This window comes from Synechococcus sp. C9 (assembly GCF_022984075.1).
In the GTDB taxonomy this organism is placed as follows: Bacteria; Cyanobacteriota; Cyanobacteriia; order Gloeomargaritales; family Gloeomargaritaceae; genus Gloeomargarita.
The window spans coordinates 2,329,172-2,345,961 of sequence record NZ_JALAAD010000001.1 but is presented as its reverse complement, the minus strand read 5'-3'; the positions used below and the strand labels follow the sequence as shown (position 1 = coordinate 2,345,961).

Sequence of the window (16,790 nt, the reverse complement as noted above, 5' to 3'; positions counted from 1 at the left end):
TTTACTTCTGAAGTAATTGGTAATAATCTTGAATGGTTTTTGGAGCAGGCATACCCGCTTGCAGTGCTCGAATCGCCGCTACCGTTGCCCGGGCACCCGCAATCGTCGTTACCAAAGGAATTTTGTACGCCAGAGCCGTGCGACGGATCAATTGCCCATCCGCTTGGGCATCCTCACCAGAAGGGGTATTTAAGATCAATTGAATTTGATCATTTTTAATCCAATCAATCACATGAGGACGACCCTCATGGAGTTTTAATACCTTTTCAACGGTTAAGCCATGTTCTAGCAATATTTGCCGGGTTCCCTGGGTGGCTACAATTTGAAAACCGAGTTCAATTAATTCTCGAATAATCGGTACGGCAATCTGCTTATCCCGGTCGTTAAAAGAAGCAAACACCCGACCCGCAAGGGGGAGATTTTGACCGGCAGAAATTTGGGATTTGGCAAAGGCACGACCAAACTCAGTGGCAATTCCCATCACTTCCCCAGTGGAACGCATTTCTGGACCTAAAAGTGTATCCGTACCAGGGAATTTTTCAAAGGGTAGAACCACCTCTTTCACTGAATAATAACTCGGAATCACTGCTTCGGTAATGCCTATGTCCACCAATCGTTCCCCAGCCATCACTCTGGCGGCTAGTTTAGCGAGGGGAACACCGGTAGCTTTAGCAATAAATGGTACGGTTCGGGAAGCCCTGGGATTCGCTTCTAAAATGTAAACCTGTCCCCCTTGGATGGCAAATTGGACATTCATTAAGCCAACAACTTCTAAACGTTCGGCAAGCGCATTGGTCCAGGTCTGAATTTGCTCTAAAATTTGGTCAGATAAAGAGTAGGTGGGCAAGACACAGGCGGAATCTCCCGAATGAATCCCCGCTTGCTCAATATGTTCTAAAATTCCTCCGATCACAATTGTCCCGGTTTGATCCCGCAGGGCATCCACATCCACTTCAATTGCATTTTCCAGGAATTTATCCACCAAAATCGGATGCTCCGGTTCAATTTGCACTGCAGTTTTAATGTAGCGTTCTAAATCTCCATCGGAATAAACAATTTCCATCGCCCGCCCCCCCAAAACATAACTGGGACGTACCACCACTGGATAACCAATTTTCCGGGCAATACTTAAGGCTTCCTGTTCATCCCGGGCAATGCCATTGGGGGGTTGTTTAATATCCAATTCCCGCAAGATTTGTTCAAACTTTTCCCGGTCTTCCGCAATATCAATGGAAATCGGTGAGGTACCCCAAATTTGGGTAATAAGATGCTTTTGATTATTAAGAGTATGATAGAGGGGCAAGGCGAGTTTTAATGGGGTTTGCCCCCCAAATTGGACGATGATACCGATGGGCTTTTCGGCTTCTAAAACATTGAGAACATCCTCTAAAGTCAAGGGTTCAAAATACAACCGGTCGCTGGTGTCGTAGTCTGTGGAAACCGTCTCAGGATTGGAGTTAATCATAATGGTTTCGTAGCCCTGTGCCTTGAGAGCAAAAGCGGCATGACAACAGCAATAATCAAACTCAATACCTTGACCAATTCGGTTGGGTCCACCCCCTAAAATCACCACCTTGGGTTTATCCGTAGGACGAATTTCGCTTTCCTGCTCATAGGTGGAATAGTGGTAGGGGGTATAGGCTTCAAATTCTGCCGCACAAGTATCCACCGTTTTGTAAACAGGAATGATGCCCAATTTTTGGCGATGGGCACGGATTTCCGCTTCGGTTTTACGGGTGGCAAAGGCAATTTGACGGTCGCTAAACCCCTTTTGTTTAATTAAGTACCAATCCTCGGCACTAATCTGTTCAAATGGGGTAATTTTCATATAACATTCTACCCTTAATAAGTCTGCTAATTCCCGCAAAAACCAGGGGTCAATGGCAGTTAATTCGTATAATTCCTCAATACTCATTCCTAATAGTAACGCATGGCGTAAATGAAAAATCCGGTCAGGATTCGGGGTGCGTAAATTCGCCCGCACTTGCTCTAGGGTTGGCAATACTTCCGCTCGGTCACAGCCCCAGCCCGCCCGCCCGGTTTCTAAAGAACGGATCGCCTTTTGAAATGACTCTTGGAAGGTACGTCCAATCGCCATTGCCTCCCCAACGGATTTCATTTGGGTGGTCAAGTAGGGCGTAGCTCCAGGAAATTTTTCAAACGTAAAACGGGGGATTTTCGTCACCACATAATCAATACTGGGTTCAAAACACGCTGGAGTTTTTTTAGTAATATCATTGGTCAGTTCCGGCAAGGTGTAACCCACAGCCAATTTAGCCGCAAATTTAGCAATCGGAAATCCCGTCGCTTTGGAAGCAAGGGCAGAACTGCGGGACACCCGGGGATTCATTTCGATAACCACGACTTCCCCATTCAGAGGGTTAATCGCAAATTGAATGTTTGACCCGCCGGTTTCGACACCAATTTCCCGGATGATCCGAATGGCGTAATCCCGCAGGCGTTGGTATTCCTTATCGGTTAAGGTTTGGGCGGGAGCCACGGTGATGGAATCCCCCGTATGTACCCCCATTGGGTCTAAATTTTCAATCGAACAAATGATCACCACGTTATCAGCTAAATCCCGCATCACCTCCAGTTCAAATTCTTTCCAACCTAGCAAAGATTGCTCAATCAAAATTTGGGATACGGGACTGGCTTCTAGTCCAGAACGGGCAATTTGTTCAAATTCTTCCTGATTATAGGCAATACCACCCCCCGTCCCCCCCAGGGTAAAAGCGGGGCGAATAATCAGAGGATAGGAACTAATTTGTTGGGCAATTTGTTGGGCTTCTTCCCAGGTTTCGGCTAACCCAGAAGGACACACACCCACCCCAATTCGCTCCATTGCTTCTTTGAAAAGTTTGCGGTCTTCTGCCTTTTCAATGGCAGACAATTTTGCGCCGATTAATTCCACGTTATATTGCGCTAAAATGCCCGATTTGGCTAAACGCACCGCTAGATTTAATGCCGTTTGTCCCCCCATCGTCGGCAATAATGCTTGAGGACGTTCCTGGGCAATGATTTGACTGAGGGTTTCCACCGTCAGAGGTTCAATGTAGGTGCGGTCGGCTAACTCCGGGTCAGTCATGATCGTGGCGGGATTGGAATTGACCAACACCACCGTGTAACCCTCTTCCCGCAGGGCTTTACAGGCTTGGGTACCGGAATAATCAAACTCGCAGGCTTGACCAATGACAATTGGACCGGAACCAATCAGGAGAATTTTTTTAATATCTTGACGGCGGGGCATGGGCATTCCCAAACAAACAACCTGGCATCAGGGTACACGATCTGGGGCGACTTAAGGGTTACGGGGACAACTATCCCGGTACAAAACCATGTAGTCCAGGATAATTTTGCGGGCGGCGGGGCGTAAATCCGCTGTGAGGGTGCGATTCTGGTTCGTTCCCTCTGCCAAACGCCACACCCGGCACCATTCCCCCGGTTGGGTCATGACGATTTGCGCCCGGTTGAGAATGCGAATCAAGCCCACGGTCAGGCTGTTGCGGTTGCGGAGGAGGGCTTGGTCAAACAGGGGCATCGCCCGTTCTGGGTTGAAATAATCATCCATTACGGTTAAATAAGCCAGGGCAAACACCTCATGGGGCGTTAATTTTTTTAGATTCATTGCCCCATAGCGGTCAGCCAAAAATTTTTGATAAATTTGGGCATTTTGTTTCCCTTCTACCCGCCAGGAAAGGGCATTAACTAACGCCGCTTTTTGGTCGATGGGATAGCGATTGTCGGATAAAAATTGTGCCATTTCTGGAGTTAATGTGCCCGTTTTCCGAGCTTTTTGTACTAAGGGAATATCTAAGTACACATCCGCAATCGGGGTTGAGGTGATGGGGGAATCGGCCCGCACTGGACTGCCCCCACCAAGGAGACACAGCAGACTAAGGATGGGGAAAATTTTATGTCGCATCTCCGCCTCCATTTTCACTCAAGATTTAAGAACCCCTCTGTCAATTCGCAATTGTAGGGCACCGCTATGCATCTGTGATTGCCATATACGTCCCAGAGACCATGGGTCACCCAGAAATTTGATCGGGTTTGAGCAAATTTACCAATCTGCCGCCCCCAAGCAAGAGCTAGAGGTAAAAAAATATTTCCCGGCAACTTTTTCACCCTGATAACCATCACAGTTAGGATGTTGTTAGTACAATCTAGTACAATAGTCAGTACAATCTAGTACAATAGTAGGATATTATTAGTATTAGTATAATTAATGAAGTATCCTGGGGTATTCTTTTGACTCCGGTGTCCTGCTAATGTAACCGCTTCCCCACACCAAAAGTTAATTTTTGTATCAATGCCTATGAAACGGAAATCTTTGGGTATGGTGGCAGGGGTGGTCGCTCTCCTGGGCGTGGGGGGTTGGCTTTGGCACAGCGGACGGCGCCCAACAGCGGTTTCCCAGTCCAGTCCTGCCCCGGCTTTGGGGGCGTTGACCCCCCTGGTACAGCAGTCCCCCCCAGTGCGACAACGGGCATTGACCCATCTAACGAAGCAGGGGAACGGGGTAGAGCGGTATCGAGCCAAATATCTGCTGGCGGTGGATTCCCTGGCGCAGGGGAACCCCAAACAGGCTTTGGCGTTATTGGCGGATTTGGAGCGGGATTATCCCGTCCTGTCGGCGCAAATTCTTTGGCAAGAGGCACGGGCGTATCAGAAAAAAGGGAATCTGGCGGCGGCTCAGAGCCGGTGGCAAAAAATTGTTGACCAGTACCCGGATCAGGAATTGGCGGCTGAAGCCCTGATCGCCCTGGGACGCACCGAGGAAGCCCAAAAACGCTATCCCGCCCATCCCCAAACCGTCGCCTGGGTGCAAAACCTCCTGGAACGTCAGCCGAATAATCGGGATTTGCTGGTGCATCTGGCTCGCTACGGTCTGCATTTGCCCAATTTGACGGTATATCTCGACCGTCTCGTCAACTTGCACCGCCCGCAACTCACTCCAGAGGAATGGCAGGCGATTGCTTTTGCCTACTGGGAAAAACAGAGTTATCTGAAGGCGGGGCGCGCCTATCTGCTGGCTCCCTTGACGGCGGAAAACCTTTACCGGGTGGCACGGGGTCATCAGTTGGGGGGCAAAACCACCGAGGCGATTGGCTATTACCAAGACCTACTTCAGCAGTACAGTGAAACCCCGCAGGGTGTACTAGCTTTGTACTATCTTTCTATCCTGGCACCTTCCCCGCAACGGGAGCAGTATTTTCAGCAGTTGCGCCAACGGGACGGGGAGCGGGCGGCACGGGTGCTGTGGGAGCGGTTACCCCTGTGGGAACAGGCGGGGCAGACCCAGCGGGTGAGTCAAACCCGGACGGAACTGCTTTCCCGTTATGCCCAGACTGAGGCGGCGGCGAATCTGCGTTGGGAATTGGCGCAGGGGGAACAGCAACGGGGCAATCTCCGCCAAGCCATGCACTATGCGGAGGGGATTTTTCAGCACAATCCCACCAGCCAAGTCGCCCCGAAAGCTGGGTTTTGGTTGGGGGAATGGGCAGGGCAGTTGGGGCAGAAGGAGCGGGCGCAGGATGCTTATACCCAGGTGGTGAACCGGTATCCCCATTCCTACTATGCGTGGCGTTCTGCGGTGCGGTTGGGCTGGCCGGTGGGGGATTTTACGGGCATCCTCCAGGCGCAACCGGCGGTGCAGACCCAACGGGCGACGTTGAATTTGCTGGCTGGCTCGCCCACCTTGCAGGAACTCTACCACCTGGGGGAATACCAGGATGCCTGGGAACAGTGGCAGTTGGAATTTTCCGAGCGGCAACAGCCTACCCTAGCGGAGCAACTTACGGACGGTCTCCTGCGGGTGGGGGTGGGGGAACGGTTGGACGGGTTATTTATGCTGGCGACCCTGGAACGGCGGGTACAAACAGAAACCGAACGACAGCAGTACACCCAAGTGCAACGGGAACCAGCCTATTGGCAGGCGCTTTATCCCTTAGCCTATTGGCCGGAGGTGCCCACGGCGGCGGCGCAGTATGGGTTAAACCCCCTGCTGGTGACGGCGCTGATCCGGCAGGAATCCCGTTTTCAACCGGAGATTGTCTCCAGTGCCGGGGCGGTGGGGCTGATGCAGGTTCTTCCGGAAACCGGGGATTGGATTGCGGAAAAATTAAAACGCCCCCCCTTCCAACTCCGTCAACCGGAGGATAATTTGCGGGCAGGCACTTGGTTTTTGCAGTACACGGATGGCTTATACAACCAAAACGCCCTGTTAGCCGTCGCCAGTTACAATGCCGGGCCGGGGAATGTGGATGAATGGCTCAAACGGGAGGGTGAGGGGGATTGGGACCGGTTTGTGGAGCGGATTCCCTTCCCGGAAACCCAGGATTATGTCCGGCAGGTCTTTGGCAACTACTGGAATTATTTGCGTTTGTACAATCCCGAGGTGTGCGAACGGGTCAACCCCCACCTGTGCCTGTCGTGAACCAACAGCGATACTGGTTTTGGCGGGGCTATCGGGTGCGGTATGGCTACCAGGGCAGTCAACACCAGGGGGTGCCGCTTCTGCTGGTGCATGGGTTTGGGGCGGCGTTAGAACATTGGCGGTACAATGCCCCGGTGTTGGGGGAACATCATCCCGTGTATGCCCTGGATTTGTTGGGGTTTGGGGATTCCCAGAAAGCGGCGGCGCAGTACGGGGTGCGGCTATGGGTGGCGCAGGTGTATGAATTTTGGCGCAGGTTTATCGGCGAACCGGTCTGTTTGGTCGGGCATTCCCTGGGGGCGTTGGTGAGTTTGACCGCTGCGGTTGCCCACCCGGACATGGTGCGGGGGCTGGTGCTGGTGAGTTTGCCGGAGGGACGACCGACCCTGCAACCGGCTTGGGTGAATGCCTGGGTGGGGGGGCTGGAGCGGCTGTTGATCCCGGTGGTGACGTTACCCCTTTTCTCGATCCTGCGTCAACCGGGGGTGATTCGCTGGGTGTGCCGTTCCCAGGTGTATCACGACCCCAGTGCGGTGAATACGGAATTAGTACAGATGTTTGCCCGCCCTGCCCAGGAACCGGGGGCTGGGTTGACCCTCTGTCGCATGGCGCAGGCCAGTAGTCGTCCTGGTTATGCCCCACGGGTGGCTCCCCTCTTGGCGGCCTTGAGTGTCCCGGTGCTGTTGATTTGGGGAGAACATGACCGATTGATCCCGGTGCGCCAGGGGCGTAAATGGGTGCAGCAATTTCCCCACATCCGTTGGGCGGTGGTACCTGCTGGGCATTGTCCCCAGGATGAGGAACCAGTGCAGGTGAATCAATTGCTGGATGAGTGGCTGAACCAATGGGGCACGGGGGCGTAATTTTGGCTTGAATATCGCAGTATCACCGGAATTGTCCGTGAAAAAATTTATATTGAGACACTCACGGGTCGCTTTGGTTCTCATCGCCCAGGGGATGTCGTCATGTGATTCTGATGCGCATAAATCATCTAAGATTGCTTAAGATTACTGATAGTCAAAGTTCTCCGCCCATGACCATGACCGCCATTCAACGCATTACAGGCCGGGGTTTGCCCCTGCGGGGAAATGATATTGATACAGATCGGATTATTCCAGCCCGATTTCTGCGCTGTGTGACCTTTGAGGGTTTGGGTGCCCATGTATTTGCCGATGACCGGGCGCAGGGAGGGCATCCCTTTGACCAACCCCAGTACCAAGGGGCAAAAATTTTGGTGGTGAATGCCAATTTTGGCTGTGGCTCCAGTCGGGAACACGCTCCCCAAGCCATCTACCGTTGGGGCATCCGTGCCATCATCGGCGAAAGTTTTGCAGAAATTTTTGCTGGAAATTGCCTAGCCCTGGGATTGCCGGTGGTCACAGCAGAGGCGGCGGTGGTGGCGCAGTTACAAGACCGGCTGACGGCGAACCCGACCGAGGAATTGACCCTGGATATTGCCCAGTTGACCCTCAGAGCCGCTGACCAAACCTGGCCGGTGCGGATGGAAACGGGGGTACAACAGGCCCTTTGCCAAGGCACCTGGGATGCCTGCGCCCAATTACTAGCTAATCGGGAGGCGATTTTGGCGACGGCGGCTCGGTTGACCGAGGGGTGATCTGGACAATTGCCGGAAAATTCCCTAGAGTCAGAAAGCGGCGGTTCTGGAGGAATTATGGACAAGCAGGAATTACAACAGAAGGTCAAAGCCATTCAAAGCAAACGGGAGGTGCTGGTGCAATTGCTTTCCCAGCCGGAGTTGGGCACCCTGCGGATTGATGTGACCCAAGCCCTGGAGGAGATGGACGATTTGCTGGCGGAATTTGCCCAGGTGTTTCCCGGTACGTTAACTTAAATCACCGAGATACCATCCATGTTGACCAGGCGACCCTCAGCGGCCTGAGCCAGTTGGCGGGCAACCTGGGCGGCACGGGGGCGAATCACTGACCACACCAGGGGCGACAGCCAGCCCTTGAGGGTAATGGAATAGGAAATCTGGGTGCCACAGACCGTAGATTGCACCTGGTAGGTCACCCGTTCCTCCAACCCCGGCAGGGCGAATACCCGCACGCTCAGCAGTTGTTGCTGTTGCACCCGCTCGACAAAAATCCGCACCCGCAAGGGAAATAACCGGGACACCGCATCGTACAGGAGTCCGGGTTTGGGCAGTAACCCCCAAGGAACGTGGGGACGGGTCACCAAGGGATGCCAGGACAAATCCGCTAGATTGGCGAGTTTTTGCCAAATTTGTTCCACTGGGGCACTGCTCAGGGCGTAGTAGGTGATCATAATTTTGGCTTTTTTGGGTGCCTGTGGGCGTTGCCGCCGTTCCATCCCCGTGTCTCCCAGATTTTTGCTTTACCATTGTAAGACTTTAACTGGGTTTTGACCCGACTTTGCAATAGATATATAAGTTTCACCGACCCTGTCCGGTGGGAAGGGTACCTCTATCAATTCAAAGTTAGCGGTCGCAGGGGGGCACCCCCGCCCTTATGCCTACGGCACGCAAGCTAACGTTAATCGAATCGGACTGCTATAAAAAATGTAGTCATTTACCGAGACTTTGGGCATTGCCTGATCGCTGTAGGCATAAACCAATTATCTCCAGGATGACAATCCCAAAACCAAAACGGCCAGCCCCTAAGAGCCAGCCGCTTTGCATGGTTACTTCCCTATCCCAGAAGCAGGGCAGGGGGTGAGGGTTTAGAACGCAAATGTCGTCCGAATCGTATAAACTACCAAGGGGTCATTCTCGGACTGACCATTGGGGTTGAACACCACAAAGGCACCGGGGGTAACAGAAAGGAATTTGTTCACCTGGAAACGATAAAAGGCTTCCAAATGCACTGGCACCGAAGTATCCCGCAGGTTCAACTTACGAGGTCCTTGCGTATTCGGAGCACCAGCAACCCCTGCAGGAATGTTGTTACCACTTGCCAAAGTATTCCCATTCCACTCACTCGCTGTCACATAAGGCGGAATCCCGACAATCACCCCTCCCAAATCCCCACGACGACCAAATACATCCGGGAAAGCGAATTGTAGAGCGGCCGTTAACAGGTTGGCCCTGCGGGTGCCTTGTTTGAACCCCGGTGGTGCTTCAGTATCCGATTCACCCCGTACCCAGCCATAACCGAACCAACCAGCCAGCGTGAACTGGGGAATCGCCCGCCACTGGAACATCAGGTTCACGGTCTGCATATTCACCGCAGTGCGAGTAATACCAGCCAACGGGGGTGTTGGTGTACCCGCCGGGTTGAAGGGGTTCACGGCAAAATCCGTCCCCGTACTACCAGTTAGGTTGATGCGAGCGGCGTCAGTGCCACCAACACGATTCACATGCTCGTTGTACACCTGAGCAAAACCCACCCCAAATCGGAAGTCACGCCGGGGTTGCACATCCAATAAAAAGTTGGCGGTGTAATTGGAACCGAATAACCCCAAATCTGGGTTCCAGGCACTGGATTTCGCACCTGTTACTGCTACGGAATTGGGGTTGGTGGCTTGATAGCTGGCACCAACGGCAAAAATGGGATTGAATTGATAATTCACAAAGAAGGATGAACCGCCGGGATTTCCTGGCCGATAAAACAGGGGATTGAACCGACCAAAGCGGGAAATGGCCGCCGTGCCATCCGAAGCCAAAGGAGCGTAACTAAAAAACTGAGCATCAATACCAGGACTGGCTGGACTGATCTGAATCGTTCCCCGACCTTTATCAAAAGAGAAGCGGTAAAACAATTCATCCAACGTGACATTGCCGCCAGTAAACGTATCAAAACTCAAACGAGCCTCGTTGGCACCCGTTGCCGTCGTCGCTAAGTTGGCAATATCCGCCGCCTGCAACCGCACCCGCAGGAAGTCATTGCCGGTGAAGCTGGTGTCAAAGTTCAACCGTGCCCGGTAGCTAAACGCCAGCTTATCCGCAGTGCTTGCCTTGAGTCCCCGTGGGTTAGCACCAGAAGCCACAACATCACCCCGACCCCGAACCGGCGGAGGCGGAGGAAACGCAGTCAACGCACCCGTAAAAGGCCGGTTCCCGCTCAACAGAGCATTCTCAATCCGGTTGTAGGCCACCCCCGTATCCGCCACCCCATAGGGCGCAAAAATCACCTCACTGCGGAGCTTCGTCACCGTGGAGAACTGCTGTTGCTCCAACAAAGCCGTGCGGGCTTCCAGCGCATCCACCCGCCCCCGGATGATGGACAATTCAGCGGCGAACTCCTCTTGCAGTTTTTGCAAAACCAGCAAATCTTCCTTGGTCGCCAAGGGTTCCACAGCGGCGGCAATCAATTCATTAATCCGATCCAAACAGGCATTCAAACCGGCGGCAAACTCAAACCGGGTGGTCGCCCTGCGCCCCTGGTAGGTCGGGGGATTGGTGGGCAAACCGACGATACAGCCATACCGCTCCACCAAAGATTGCAGAGCCAAAAACGCCCAGTCCGTCGGCTTCACATCCACAAACTCAGAAACCGAAGTCACCTGAGCCTGATTGATCATCGAAGGACCGACATAATACTGTTCCGACCGTTGGAGAGTGGGATTGACCGGCTCAGCGGCAGGTACCGCTTGGGCACTGGCGACTCCCCCAAACGCCACCACTGCACCGAAGGCGGCGGGGGCAACTTGAAAAATTTTCAGCAATGTACTACGCATCACAACACCTCACACCTGAACTACTGAGTTTGGTGAACCCATATCTCTACTATACACGCTTCGTTCACGTTTGTGACTCTACCCCCTCAATTTTAAGACCAATTTGTACTGAGGTTAACAGAAGGTTAAAAATTCCGGGGGTATGCGGGGTATGATTGGGGATGTGTTGATTGGCTGTCAAGCGGTGGGTTGGAAATTCGCATCATTGACCATCGCCACCGTATCCCCGGACGGTCGAATCACAAACAAACCCTGGCGGTAGGCATAGGTATCCACGCCATCGTTGATTTCAATCCCTGCTACTGCCCCATAGGTGGTGTAGTTTTGGCAAAACGTCGGTCAGCTTCTGCTTGCGATTTCTGAAACAATTTGTAAATGTCTTCACTGGTAACGGGGGTACTCATGGCTAATTAATTAGAAAGCTACTAAATCCTTATGCAATTCTATCCCTCATTAGGGCACCTCTATTTATTTGTACCCATTGAAGGTTATGTCGCTAGAATGCCCATACTATTGAGAACCAAATACGGGGGCTACGCCCCTGCGACCCATTTTTAGAAGTGCCCATTAAAACATTACCTACCAAAGCCACACCGATAACCCCTGTGTGCCAGGAATTACATCATCAGATTGATGCGGAACCCGAGACTCGAACTCGGAAGCCTTGCGGCACATGAACCTGAATCATGCGCGTCTACCAATTCCGCCAGTTCCGCTTAACCAGCAACTTACTATTATCCCTTATTTACAGTGCCCCGTCAATCTCATAGCCAAACAGGCGGGGATCAACCGTACCCAACGCCAAATCCGCCAAACCATATTCTGCCCAGCGGCGGGTCACCAAGGCGGCTACATCCGGGTCAGAAGTCAGGGGTTCCCCCCAAATTTGCTCCGTTTCCGGCGGCATTTTCGTGGTGGCATCAATCCCCATGCGACTCCCCAAACCCACCTTGGGACAGGCAAAATCCAAACTATCAAAAGGGGTATCCGGCAGGATAAACACATCCCGTTGTGGGTCCACTTTGGAACTGATTGCCCACACCACCTGGCGGGGGTCACGGATATTAATCTCCTTGTCCACCACAATCACAAATTTGGTGTAGGTAAATTGGGGTAATGCACTCCAAAATGCTAACGCCGCCCGCCGTGCCTGACCGGGATAGGCTTTATCAATGGCAATAATTGCCGCCTTATAACTCAGGGCTTCCATCGGTAGGAAAAAATCCACAATTTCCGGGATTTGTTTGCGTAAAATGGGCGTGTAAATGCGATTCAAGGCAATGGCAATCAACGCTTCTTCTTTGGGGGGACGACCGCTAAAGGTGGTGGCATAAATTGGGTTTTTCCGATGGGTTACACAGTGAAAGCGAATTAAGGGGGAATCCTCCACCGCCCCGTAATAGCCCATGTGGTCGCCAAACGGACCATCCGGCACCATTTCCCCCGGCGTAATCGTCCCTTCTAAAACCAATTCGGCGTTATCAGGAACCTCTAAATCTAAGGTTTTACAGCGGGATAAATTTACCCCTGTTCCCCCATATAAACCCGCAAATAACCATTCGGATAATTCCACCGGAATCGGCGTAGCCGCCGCTAAAATTAACAGGGGATCAACCCCTAAAACAATGGCAATTTCTAACTTTTTCCCCCGCTGGGCACACTTGCGTAAATGTCTGGCACCCCCCCGCACCGATAACCAATGCACGGACATGGTATTTTGGGACTGCAATTGCAGGCGATAAATGCCCACATTGGGAGTACCGGTTTCGCAATCTTTGGTAATCACTAATCCCAAGGTAATCACCCGCCCCGCATCCCCCGGATAGGGACGAATCATGGGAATTTGGGTTAAATCCACCTGTTCATTTTGATAAATCACCTGCTGACAGACTGGGAAAAAACTCATCCCCGGTTTGGCTTTGACCACATCCAAGAGTAACTTGCCAAATTCAATCAATTCCCCTGGACTTTTGGGGGGTTTGGGCTGTTGCAATTGCCCCAATTTTTGCCCTAAAGCTTCCAATTCCTGGGGGTGCTCCAGGTGCAGAGCCCAACAGACCCGCTCCAAAGTTCCCAACAGATTGACCACCACCGGCATGGTAGCACCCTTGACATTTTCAAATAAGAGCGCCGGCCCCCCACTTTGCAACACCCGCTGGGTAATTTCGGCTAACTCTAAATCCGGGTCAACCAACGCCTTAATCCGCCGCAACTGCCCCCGTTTTTCTAATAATTGGATAAACCCCCGCAAATCCCGTGCCATTGGCTCTGCCTCATGAATCTATGTTTAATTGTAACGATTCTTAACGGCTTAGATGGCTGTACAGGGAACCCCGGCGGGTGACGACCCAATCCCGGCGGCCAATCAGTTGGTAGTACACAGCCACCAAGCAGACGATGTTTTTGAAAAACGAGTACGCTGGCAGGACAAAGCAATACAATAGGGAATCCCAGCCCGTCCAAGGAGAAGCATGACTGCGCCCCCGATGAGCCACGAATACTTGGTAAGGGCCGCTGACCAGTAGTAAAGCCGTAACCCAGCCAAACCATTGGAGTGCCGGGGCGGGCAGGGAATCGAGGCTGGCGAGTTCATGGCAGAGAATGACCGGGTAATAGATAATGGTAAAGTGCAGAGCAATACCGCAAACGAACATACAAAGTAAATAGATTTTTTGCCCCCAACCCAGATGTTCCGAGCGGATAATCGGCCAGGTGTATTTCAACCCCACCTGAAACCAGCCCTGTGCCCAGCGACGGCGTTGGGACCAGAGTGCCCCGCCATCTACCGGTGCCAATTCGGTGGCAATCACATCCCGGTCGTGAATGATGCGATACCCCCGCAGGAGCAATTTCAAGGTCGCATCAATATCTTCCGTGAGCATTTGGGGGTTAAACCGGATGCCCTGCAGGACGTGGGTGCGCCAGTAGCCATTGGAGCCACCAAAAATCCCCAAATCCGCCAACAGGGAACGAGCTGGATGGCTGACCCCGTAGAGATGTTCAAATTCCACCGCCACCACCCGGGTCAAAAAATTATCTTGGGCGTTGCGGATCACATTCCGACCTTGCACGACATCGTACTGTCCCCCAGCTAACCAGCGCCAGGCACGGCGAATACTCTCCGGAGCGGGTTTCAAATCCGCATCCAAAATCAAGGTCATCACCCCGGTCACCAGATGAATAGCCGCATTCAGATTTTCGGCTTTGGAGTGACTGCCTTCCACGTGGAGCAGTTTCAGTTCCGGGTAATGGGCGGCCAAATGCTGGAGTTGTCCCTCAATGGGCAAGGGCTGGGGGCGATTGTAGGCCAGGATGATTTCCAAACCCGCCTGGGGACGGGGCAATGTTTGCAACAAATGGGTGAGGGTATCGAGAATAATTCCCTGTTCATTGGGAAGATAGGCGACCACAATCACCGAATAACGGGGGAGTTGGCTATCCCGACCCTGGACTTGGCGGCGTAGGCGTTGGCGGGTGATGGTACGGTAGCCCAACCAGGTGGCGGTGGCCTCGACAATTCCCAGCAGGGCGGACAAAACGAACAAAATCGTTGTCACCCACGCTAGGCCAGACACGATGACCCTCCCAGCGGCTCAACTACTTTGCCCCAGACCTTGATGAGACACGCCACAACGTTCCTTCCTCACATCCGTATTTACATTAACAGATTGGTTCAAGTTCTTGACCCCCACCAGCTTGGAGACGCTTGCACTGCCGGTGGGGAGGAGTAGGAGCTTCGTGTATGGGGAAACATCCTAAATTTTACTCGATTGGTGAATAATGATCCGCAAAACCCTGGTGGGGCAGTAGGTTGGTCATGACCTGCCACGATTGGGCGTTATGGTCATCTCACCTGAATTGTGAATAAGAATTTTATATAGCAGTCCTATTGGATTAGCGTCAGCTTGCGTGTCGTAGGCATCCAGAAATCCTCCAGAACCAAGGGCGGGGGTGCCCCCCTGCGACCGCTATTCAAAATTCAATCACAACGAAACCATCAGCATGATTAACCCACCCTAATAGACCTGCAATTGCGGGAATTTTTGCGCCGCCTCTGCCCGTTCGCCACAGGTGCGGGGGGTAGGAAATATTTTACTGGGATTGGCTAAATGGTCGGGGTCAAATGCCCGCCGGAGTAACTGCATGGTTTCCAAATCCGTAGGGGAAAATAAATCACTCATGTAACAACGTTTTTCCGCCCCCACCCCATGTTCCCCGGAAATGCTACCCCCCGCCTGAATGCAAAGTTTGAGAATTTCCCCCCCCAAATGCTCCACTTCTTCCAAGGCTCCCGGCACGGATTCATCAAACAAAATCAAAGGATGCAAATTTCCATCCCCCGCATGAAAGACATTGGCAATCCGATAGCCCGATGCCTGGCTCAACCGCTCAATTTCCTGCAAAATCCGGGGCAGTTGACTGCGGGGCACCACCCCATCCTGCACATAATAATCCCGGCTGATCTTGCCCATCGCCGCAAAAGCCGCCTTGCGCCCCTGCCAGAGTTTGTACCGCTCCTGGGGGTCGGTCGCCACCTGAATCCCCCGTGCCCCCTGGGTTTTACATATCGCCTGCACCTGCCCCATCGCCTCCGCTACTTCCCCCGGTAAGCCATCCACCTCCACCAGCAAAATTGCCCCCGCATCCCGGGGATAACAGCCCGTAGCGACGACATTTTCCACCGCATTGATACTTAAATTGTCCATAATTTCCATACCGCCGGGAATGATGCCCGCCGCAATAATCGCTGACACCGCCGCCCCCGCCTGCGCCACCGTAGCAAAATCCGCACACAATACCTGCACCACTTCTGGGGTTTTGAGGATATTCAGGGTGACTTCGGTGACAATCCCCAGGGTGCCTTCCGAACCCACCACCACGCCGGTCAGGTCATAACCGGGCAGTTCCGGCACCATGCCCCCCAGTTCCACCACCTCCCCCAGAGCCGTCACCATGGTCAAGCCCAGCACATGGTTCGTGGTCACCCCGTACTTCAGGCAATGCACCCCGCCGGAATTTTCCGCCACATTCCCCCCGACGGAACACACGGTCTGGCTCGACGGGTCAGGGGCATAGTAAAAACCCTTGCCACTCACCGCCTGGGTCACCCAAGTGTTAATCACCCCCGGTTGCACCACCACCCGCCGGTTGGGCACATCCACCGCCAGGATTTGCCGCATCATCGCCGTGACAATCAGCACCGCCTCCTCCTCCGGCAGTGCCCCCCCCGACAAGCCCGTTCCCGCCCCCCGGGGCACAAAGGGGATATGGTACTTACGGCAAATGTTGATGGCATGTTGCACTTCCGCCGTCGTTTTCGGCAAAACCACCAACGCCGGTCGCTGGCGATAGCTGGTCAGCCCGTCGCATTCATAAACCAACAATTCCTCCCGCCGCCGCACCACCCGCCGGGGTTCCAGACAACGGGCAAATTCCTCCGCCACCTGCCCCCAGTCCACCACTAGGACACCCCCGTCAAATTCGCCGGGTCATACATAAACCGCACCGTCTCCTCTTCCAAACGATGCACCAAGTAGGGTTCCAACTCACTTCCATGACGGAGAGCCGCCAAATAGCCATCTAAGTACAATCGCAGTTCATCGAGGGAATAGCCACGCTGGCGCAATTCCACCAAAGCATCCGTCAACCGCTGATAAAAACGAATCGCCCTCGTGTCCTGCAACATTGCCGCCCT

12 protein-coding genes and 1 tRNA gene are annotated in these 16,790 nt (G+C 53.1%); 4 read left to right on the top strand and 9 right to left on the bottom strand.

Translation table 11 applies throughout. The features are described from left to right. Window position 1: 1 nt before the first annotated feature. Together carB and MLD66_RS11445 are read right to left on the bottom strand one after the other, a co-directional pair. On the bottom strand, window positions 2-3,250 hold the full coding sequence (carB, locus tag MLD66_RS11450; protein ID WP_247217996.1) for a carbamoyl-phosphate synthase large subunit: 3,249 nt from the start codon (window positions 3,248-3,250) through the stop codon (window positions 2-4). Window positions 3,251-3,301: 51 nt separating this feature from the next. Continuing rightward, a complete protein-coding gene (locus MLD66_RS11445; RefSeq protein ID WP_247217994.1) occupies window positions 3,302-3,925 on the bottom strand; it encodes a hypothetical protein in 624 nt (207 codons plus the stop codon). 393 nt (window positions 3,926-4,318) lie between these two features. Here MLD66_RS11445 and MLD66_RS11440 point away from each other — a divergent pair, with 393 nt between their 5' ends. The 4 genes from MLD66_RS11440 to MLD66_RS11425 all read left to right on the top strand — a co-directional run bounded on the left by MLD66_RS11440 (window position 4,319) and on the right by MLD66_RS11425 (window position 8,291). Next, complete coding sequence (locus MLD66_RS11440) at window positions 4,319-6,439, top strand: transglycosylase SLT domain-containing protein (RefSeq protein ID WP_247217992.1); 2,121 nt, start codon at window positions 4,319-4,321, stop codon at window positions 6,437-6,439. After that, window positions 6,427-7,302, top strand: coding sequence for an alpha/beta fold hydrolase (locus MLD66_RS11435; protein ID WP_247217990.1), 876 nt, complete (start codon window positions 6,427-6,429; stop codon window positions 7,300-7,302). Before MLD66_RS11440 ends, MLD66_RS11435 begins: the two co-directional genes overlap by 13 nt. 176 nt (window positions 7,303-7,478) lie before the next feature. Then, a complete protein-coding gene (gene leuD, locus MLD66_RS11430) occupies window positions 7,479-8,054 on the top strand; it encodes a 3-isopropylmalate dehydratase small subunit (protein ID WP_247219104.1) in 576 nt (191 codons plus the stop codon). A 9-nt stretch (window positions 8,055-8,063) separates the two neighbouring features. Further along, entirely contained in the window at window positions 8,064-8,291 is a 228-nt protein-coding gene (locus MLD66_RS11425) for a hypothetical protein (protein ID WP_339396988.1), read from the top strand. Here MLD66_RS11425 and MLD66_RS11420 read toward each other — a convergent pair. The 7 genes from MLD66_RS11420 to MLD66_RS11390 all read right to left on the bottom strand — a co-directional run bounded on the left by MLD66_RS11420 (window position 8,288) and on the right by MLD66_RS11390 (window position 16,781). Continuing rightward, on the bottom strand, window positions 8,288-8,770 hold the full coding sequence (locus MLD66_RS11420; RefSeq protein WP_247217988.1) for an SRPBCC family protein: 483 nt from the start codon (window positions 8,768-8,770) through the stop codon (window positions 8,288-8,290). The two genes, MLD66_RS11425 and MLD66_RS11420, sit on opposite strands and share 4 nt — an antisense overlap. Window positions 8,771-9,139: 369 nt before the next feature. Next, the gene (locus MLD66_RS11415; RefSeq protein ID WP_247217986.1) at window positions 9,140-11,095 is read right to left on the bottom strand and encodes an iron uptake porin; all 1,956 of its coding nucleotides are present in this window, start codon (window positions 11,093-11,095) and stop codon (window positions 9,140-9,142) included. Window positions 11,096-11,729: 634 nt separating this feature from the next. Continuing rightward, a tRNA-Leu gene (locus MLD66_RS11410) sits at window positions 11,730-11,811 on the bottom strand. A gap of 29 nt (window positions 11,812-11,840) precedes the next feature. Next, window positions 11,841-13,358, bottom strand: coding sequence for a UbiD family decarboxylase (locus MLD66_RS11405; protein ID WP_247217983.1), 1,518 nt, complete (start codon window positions 13,356-13,358; stop codon window positions 11,841-11,843). A gap of 40 nt (window positions 13,359-13,398) precedes the next feature. Next, entirely contained in the window at window positions 13,399-14,670 is a 1,272-nt protein-coding gene (locus MLD66_RS11400; protein ID WP_247217981.1) for a glycosyltransferase family 2 protein, read from the bottom strand. 441 nt (window positions 14,671-15,111) lie between these two features. Next, window positions 15,112-16,557 carry an FAD-linked oxidase C-terminal domain-containing protein gene (locus tag MLD66_RS11395; RefSeq protein ID WP_247217972.1) on the bottom strand — a complete coding sequence of 482 codons (1,446 nt, stop codon included), beginning with the start codon at window positions 16,555-16,557 and terminating at the stop codon, window positions 15,112-15,114. Then, the gene (locus MLD66_RS11390; protein WP_247217970.1) at window positions 16,557-16,781 is read right to left on the bottom strand and encodes a DUF6761 family protein; all 225 of its coding nucleotides are present in this window, start codon (window positions 16,779-16,781) and stop codon (window positions 16,557-16,559) included. Before MLD66_RS11390 ends, MLD66_RS11395 begins: the two co-directional genes overlap by 1 nt. Window positions 16,782-16,790 lie beyond the last annotated feature (9 nt).

Excerpts from the sequence above, each read along its gene's own strand:
- carB (WP_247217996.1), bottom strand. The coding sequence starts at position 3,250 with ATGCCCCGCCGTCAAGATATTAAAAAAATTCTCCTGATTGGTTCCGGT.
- MLD66_RS11445 (WP_247217994.1), bottom strand. The coding sequence starts at position 3,925 with ATGCGACATAAAATTTTCCCCATCCTTAGTCTGCTGTGTCTCCTTGGT.
- MLD66_RS11405 (WP_247217983.1), bottom strand. The coding sequence starts at position 13,358 with ATGGCACGGGATTTGCGGGGGTTTATCCAATTATTAGAAAAACGGGGG.
- leuD (WP_247219104.1), top strand. The coding sequence starts at position 7,479 with ATGACCGCCATTCAACGCATTACAGGCCGGGGTTTGCCCCTGCGGGGA.
- MLD66_RS11440 (WP_247217992.1), top strand. The coding sequence starts at position 4,319 with ATGAAACGGAAATCTTTGGGTATGGTGGCAGGGGTGGTCGCTCTCCTG.
- MLD66_RS11390 (WP_247217970.1), bottom strand. The coding sequence starts at position 16,781 with ATGTTGCAGGACACGAGGGCGATTCGTTTTTATCAGCGGTTGACGGAT.
- MLD66_RS11420 (WP_247217988.1), bottom strand. The coding sequence starts at position 8,770 with ATGGAACGGCGGCAACGCCCACAGGCACCCAAAAAAGCCAAAATTATG.
- MLD66_RS11415 (WP_247217986.1), bottom strand. The coding sequence starts at position 11,095 with ATGCGTAGTACATTGCTGAAAATTTTTCAAGTTGCCCCCGCCGCCTTC.